6 protein-coding genes are annotated in these 6,194 nt (G+C 67.0%); all 6 read left to right on the top strand.

The features are described from left to right. Positions 1 to 79: 79 nt before the first annotated feature. The 6 genes from apbC (at position 80) to modA (ending at position 6,119) form a co-directional block, all read left to right on the top strand. Positions 80 to 1,171 (top strand): iron-sulfur cluster carrier protein ApbC, encoded by a 1,092-nt coding sequence (gene apbC / locus PMI12_RS25990; RefSeq protein ID WP_007838587.1) that lies wholly within the window; start codon positions 80 to 82, stop codon positions 1,169 to 1,171. 209 nt (positions 1,172 to 1,380) lie between these two features. After that, positions 1,381 to 2,325: a LysR substrate-binding domain-containing protein gene (locus PMI12_RS25985; RefSeq protein ID WP_007838585.1), complete on the top strand. Its 945-nt coding sequence runs from the start codon at positions 1,381 to 1,383 to the stop codon at positions 2,323 to 2,325. Positions 2,326 to 2,457: 132 nt separating this feature from the next. After that, positions 2,458 to 4,155, top strand: coding sequence for an OFA family MFS transporter (locus PMI12_RS25980; protein WP_007838583.1), 1,698 nt, complete (start codon positions 2,458 to 2,460; stop codon positions 4,153 to 4,155). A 65-nt stretch (positions 4,156 to 4,220) separates the two neighbouring features. Continuing rightward, the gene (locus PMI12_RS25975) at positions 4,221 to 4,568 is read left to right on the top strand and encodes a winged helix-turn-helix domain-containing protein (RefSeq protein WP_042674408.1); all 348 of its coding nucleotides are present in this window, start codon (positions 4,221 to 4,223) and stop codon (positions 4,566 to 4,568) included. Between the two features lie 89 nt (positions 4,569 to 4,657). Further along, complete coding sequence (gene modB, locus PMI12_RS25970) at positions 4,658 to 5,341, top strand: molybdate ABC transporter permease subunit (protein WP_007838579.1); 684 nt, start codon at positions 4,658 to 4,660, stop codon at positions 5,339 to 5,341. Positions 5,342 to 5,369: 28 nt separating this feature from the next. After that, positions 5,370 to 6,119 carry a molybdate ABC transporter substrate-binding protein gene (gene modA, locus PMI12_RS25965; RefSeq protein ID WP_007838577.1) on the top strand — a complete coding sequence of 250 codons (750 nt, stop codon included), beginning with the start codon at positions 5,370 to 5,372 and terminating at the stop codon, positions 6,117 to 6,119. Positions 6,120 to 6,194 lie beyond the last annotated feature (75 nt).

Raw genomic sequence — 6,194 nt, 5'->3', positions numbered from 1 at the left:
GGGGGCGGGAGAAGCGACACGAAGTGCGCGAAGCCTGGGGGCGAGCCACTAGACTACCGGCCATTCAGGAGTTTGATCAATGGCACTCACCCCAGAAGGGCTCATGGACGCGCTCAAGGCCGTCGCGGACCCTAACACCGGCAAGGAATTCGTGGCGAGCCGGTCGCTCAAGAACCTGCAGATAGCGGAGGGCGACGTCTCGTTCGACCTCGAACTCGGTTATCCGGCGAAGAGCCAGCACGCGGCCATCCGAAAGGCGCTGGTGGCGGCCGCCAAGACGGTACCGGGCGTGGAGAACGTGTCGGTCAACGTCGTCACCAAGGTCATCAGCCATGCGGTGCAGCGCGGCGTGCAGCTGATGCCCAACGTCAAGAACATCGTCGCGGTGGCCTCGGGCAAGGGTGGCGTGGGCAAAAGCACCACGGCGGCCAACCTGGCGCTGGCGCTGGCGTCCGAGGGCGCCACGGTCGGCCTGCTCGACGCCGACATCTACGGCCCGAGCCAGCCCATGATGATGGGCATCGAGGGCCGCCCCGAAAGCGCCGACGGCAAGACCATGGAGCCCATGGAGCGCCACGGCGTGCAGGTGATGTCCATCGGCTTCCTGGTCGACCCCGACCAGGCCATGGTCTGGCGCGGCCCCATGGCCACGCAGGCGCTGGAGCAGCTGCTGCGCCAGACCAACTGGAAAGACCTCGACTACCTCATCGTCGACATGCCCCCGGGCACCGGCGACATCCAGCTCACGCTCAGCCAGCGCGTGCCGATGACGGGCGCGGTGATCGTCACCACGCCGCAGGACATCGCGCTGCTCGATGCGAAGAAGGGCATCAAGATGTTCGAGAAGGTCGGCGTGCCGATCCTCGGCATCGTCGAGAACATGGCGGTGCACATCTGCTCGAACTGCGGCCATGCGGAGCACATCTTCGGCGCGGATGGCGGCAGGAAGATGGCGGCCGAGTACCAGATGGAATACCTGGGTGCATTGCCGCTGGACATCAAGATCCGCCTGCAGGCCGACAGCGGCGCGCCCACCGTGGTGTCCGATCCGGACGGCGACGTGGCCGGCATCTACAAGGCCGCTGCACGCCGCGTGGCCGTGGGCATCGCCGAGAAGGCGAAGGATTTTTCCTCCAAGTTTCCGACGATCTCGATCAGCAAGAACACCTGAGGGATGACGCCCTGCTTTTCGATTGGGTGCGTTGTGCGTGATGTGCGTCGTTGTTCGGGGCGCGGTCACGCCGACGGGGTGCCTTGCTCCGCGAATGTCCCCCGGCCTGCTGCCTCCTCCTTTATTTCGCTGCGGGAGCCACCCGGTGCCCTTGGCATGCACCCCGAACACAAGCACCCCGCGACACGACACGCGCCGGAGCCACAGGCATGAACCTGCTCGCCTCGATGCGCTACCTGGTGGCGCTCAACGAGCACAAGCACTTCGGCCGCGCCGCGCAGGCCTGCCACATCACGCAGCCGGCGCTGTCGAACGCGCTGCGCGCGCTCGAAACCGAGTTCGGCGTGGTCATCGTCAAGCGTGCGCGCGTCTATGTCGGCCTCACACACGAAGGCGAGCGCGTGCTGGCCACGGCGCAGCGCATGCTGCGCGACAACGAAGTGCTGCTGCAGGAGTTGCGCAGCGATGTGGACAATCCGCACGGTCGCCTGCGCATGGCCGCGGTGCCTACCGCCATTCCGATGCTCTCGCGCTTCGCCGCCATGCTGAACCAGCGGCATCCGGGCATCCTGCCGGTCGTGCTGTCGATGAGCTCGCAGGAACTGGAGACGGGGCTCGAAAGCCTTTCGATCGACCTTGCGCTTGGCTACACGGAGCGCATGCACCTGCCGGGCATCAAGCTCACGGCCTGGCCGCAGAGCGTCGAGCACTACTTCCTCCTGCGGCGCGCCGAAACGCCCTCTGTGGACGAACTGCGCATCGGCCAACCCATCACCTGGGCCGAGGCCGGCAAGCTGCCGCTGTGTCTGCTCACGACCGACATGCACAACCGCGCCATCCTGGACCAGGCGCTGCGCGAAGCCGGCGTTCCGGTGGCGCCCGCCATCGAGACCAACTCCGTGCTCGCGCTCGCGCTCGCGGTCAGCGCGGGCACGGTCAGCAGCGTGCTTCCGGGCGCCATGGTCGCGGCCGTGCGCAGCCATCGCGAGCTGGAGGCGCTGCCGCTGGTGGCGCCCGAAGTGCTCACGCCGATAGGCTTCATGACGCAGGACGGCGTGCGCTCCTCGCGCGCGCTCGAAGCCGCGCTGGCCTTCCTGCAAACCCCCGAGTGGCGTGAGCAGGTGCGTATTCACAGCGGGGCGCTCGGCGACTGAGCACCGGCCGGGCATTTAGTTATTGAATCGGCCGATGCGCCGAACGAATTTGACGGAGCGAGAAACGTTCTGACACACTCCGCGGCCCGGATTCAAACACAAGAGTTACAAATCCGGCCAACAAGGAGAAATATGGCAGGCTCAACTGCAGGCGTTCTCGATGGAGATCGCATCGTCGGAGGAGGGGCGCAACCGCAACCTGGCTTCCTGGAAAAGGAACGCATCATCGCGGGCCCTGGCTTCAACCGCTGGCTGGTGCCGCCCGCCGCGCTGGCTATTCACCTGTGCATCGGCATGGCGTATGGCTTCTCGGTGTTCTGGCTGCCGCTGTCGAAAGCGCTCGGCACGGCCGGCACCGGCGCCCAGGCCTGCGCCAAGGACATGAGCTTCTTCGCCGAGCTGTTCGCCACGAACTGCGACTGGCGCGTGGCCACGCTGGGCTGGATGTACACGCTGTTCTTCGTCTTCCTCGGCTGCTCGGCGGCCCTGTGGGGCGGCTGGCTCGAACGTGCGGGCCCGCGCAAGGCCGGCGTGGTGTCGGCGCTGTGCTGGTGCGGCGGCATGCTGTTGTCGGCGGTGGGCATCCACCTGCACCAGTTCTGGCTGATGATCCTCGGCTCGGGCGTGATCGGCGGCATCGGCCTCGGGCTCGGCTACATCTCGCCGGTGAGCACGCTGATCAAGTGGTTCCCCGACCGACGCGGCATGGCGACCGGCATGGCCATCATGGGCTTTGGCGGCGGCGCGATGATCGGCTCGCCGCTGGCGGTCGACCTGATGAAGCGCTTCAGCACGGCCACCGACGTGGGTGTGATGCAGACCTTCGTGGTCATGGCGCTCGGCTACTTCGTGTTCATGATGGCTGGTGCGCTCGGCTACCGCGTGCCGCCCTCGGGCTGGAAGCCCGAAGGCTGGACGCCGCCCCCGGCGCAGACCAGCAACACCATGATCACGCAGCGCCACGTGCACGTGAAGAAGGTCTGGGGCATTCCGCAGTTCTGGCTCGTGTGGCTGGTGCTGTGCATGAACGTGAGCGCCGGCATCGGCGTGATCGGCATGGCCTCGCCGATGCTGCAGGAAGTGTTCGGCGGCGCGCTCATCGACCTGCCGGCCAAGTACGGACAGCTCGACAAGACGCAACTCGCGGCCATCGCGGTGGTGGCGGGCGGCTTCACGGCGCTGCTGTCGCTGTTCAACATCGGCGGGCGCTTCGTGTGGGCCAGCCTGTCGGACAAGCTGGGCCGCAAGCTCACCTACACGGTGTTCTTCGTGCTCGGCGGCATCCTGTACGCGAGCATTCCCTCGTCGGCCGGCGCGGGCAGCAAGCTGCTGTTCGTGGGCGCCTGCTGCGTGATCGTGTCGATGTACGGCGGCGGCTTCGCCACGGTGCCGGCGTACCTCGCCGACCTGTTCGGCACGCAGTTCGTGGGCGCCATCCATGGCCGCCTGCTCACCGCGTGGGCCACGGCCGGCATCCTCGGCCCGGTGGTGGTGAACTACATGCGCGAGTACCAACTGGGCCTGGGCCTGCCGCGCGAGCAGGTCTACAACCAGACCATGTACATCCTCGTGGGCATGCTGGTGATCGGCTTCATCGCCAACCTGCTGGTGCGCCCGGTGGCCGACAAGCACTTCATGACCGACGCCGAACTGGCGGTCGAGAAGAAGCTGGCGCACGAAAAGGCCTCTGCGGCCGAAGTGGGCAGCGGCTCTGGCCGCGCCGACACGGTGAGCCCTGCGGTCGTGGCGCTGGCTTGGGTGGCAGTGGGTATTCCGTTGGCCTGGGGCGTCTACAAGACGCTGGTGAGCGCGGCGAAGTTCTTCCACTAGGAACGCTTTCCCGGGGCTTCGCGAAGGGAGCCGAGCCTTGCGGCATGGTTTACCCTTCGCGCCAAATGAAATCCAAAGTCCAGTTCCGTCTGCGCGTATACCGGGACGACGCCATCGCCATCGGCCCCGGCAAGATCGCCGTGCTCGAAGCGGTGGCCGAGACCGGTTCGATCTCGGCGGCGGCCCGCCTGCTGGGCATGTCGTACCGCAGGGCGTGGATGCTGATCGACGAGATGAACCAGGCACTGGTCTCGCCGGCCGTGAACACCGCGGCCGGCGGCTCGCGCGGCGGCGGCACCGCGCTCACGCCGGTGGGCGAGGAAGTCGTCAGGCACTACCGTGCCATCGAAAACGCGGCGAAGCTGGCCACGGCGGCGGACATCCGTGCGCTGACGCGGCTGCTGGCACCGTAACGCTATATCGATCGGTATATGGGGCAGCTCACGCCGTGCATCTTCGCGGTGAGGCAGCGTCCGTCGTGCAACAATCCCGTCGTATCCCAATGAATACGACGAATGCCCTCATCGCCTCGACCGACTGGTCACCCCTGGCACTGTCGCTCAAGGTCGCCGCGGTCGCGACCGTGCTGGCGCTGATTGCGGGCGTGGCGCTGGGCTGGGTGTTCGCACGCAAGAAGTTCTTCGGCGCCACCGTGCTCGAGGCCGTGTTCATGCTGCCGCTGGTACTGCCGCCCACGGTGATCGGCTACGCCATCCTCGTGGCGGCCGGGCGCCGCAGCCCGCTGGGTGCGTGGCTGCGCGAGCACCTCGACTACACCATCATCTTCAGCTGGCACGGCGCCGTGGTGGCCTCGGCCGTGGTGGCGTTGCCCCTGGTACTCAAGTCGGCCAGCGCGGCATTCTCGGGTGTGGACCGATCGCTCGAAGCCGCAGCCAGCACGCTGCGGCAGTCGCCGCTGTCGGTTTTCCTGCGCGTCACGCTGCCGCTGGCGTGGCCCGGCATCCTGGCCGGCACACTGCTCGCGTTCGCACGCGCGATGGGTGAGTTCGGCGCGTCGCTGATGGTGGCCGGCTCCATTCCCAAGCAGACCCAGACGCTGTCGATGGCCATCTACGACGCTGTGCAGGCCGGTCACGACGACCTCGCGCTGCTGCTGGTCGTCGTGACCTCGCTGCTGTCGATCACCGTGCTGGTGCTGTCGAGCCGCTTCTTCTCGCTTCGCTGATTTCGTCTTCATCATTCCGGAGTTGTCCATGCGCCCGTTCCGCCTTCTGTCGTTGGTTCTCGCACTCGCCCTGCCGCTGGCTGCTGCCGCGCAGCAGATCACCGTGTCCGCCGCCGCGAGCCTGACCGACGCGTTCAAGGAAATCGGCCGCAGGTTCGAGGCTGCCAAGGCCGGCGCCACGGTGCGCTTCAACTTCGCCGCCTCGGGCGTGCTGCTGCAGCAGATCGGCCAGGGCGCGCCGGTGGACGTGTTCGCCAGCGCCGACCAGGAAACGATGAACCGCGGTGTCGAGCAAAAGGCCGTCGACGCCGCCACGCGCAAGGACTTCGTCACCAACAGCCTGGTGCTCATTGAACCCGCCAAGGAGGGCGTGGGCGTCAAGACGCTGCAGGACCTTGGCGGCGCGAACGTGAAGAAGATCGCCGTCGGCAAGGTCGCCACCGTCCCGGTCGGCCGCTACACCAAGCAGGTGCTGGACAGCGCCAACCTCTGGACCGCGCTCGAACCGAAGTTCGTGCAGGCCGACAGCGTGCGCCAGGTGCTCGACTACGTGAGCCGCGGCGAGGTCGAGGCCGGCTTCGTCTACCGTACCGATGCGGCCGTGGCCGGCGACAAGGTGAAGATCGCCTTCACGCCCAACGGCCACACGCCAGTGACGTATCCCATCGCCGTGGTGGCCGAGAGCAGGCAGAAGGCGCTGGCCGGTGACTTCATCGCCTTTCTTTCGACGCCCGCCGCGCAGGAAGTGCTTACGCGTTACGGGTTCGGGAAGCCGTGACTCCCGAGATGAGATCCTGTTGTTTCATGCGTCGCGTTGTGGGTGCTTCGGGGTGCGCTCACGCCGACGGGGTAC

It is taken from the genome of Variovorax sp. CF313 (assembly GCF_000282635.1).
In the GTDB taxonomy this organism is placed as follows: Bacteria; Pseudomonadota; Gammaproteobacteria; order Burkholderiales; family Burkholderiaceae_C; genus Variovorax.
This window is presented reverse-complemented; position numbering and strand designations above follow the sequence as displayed.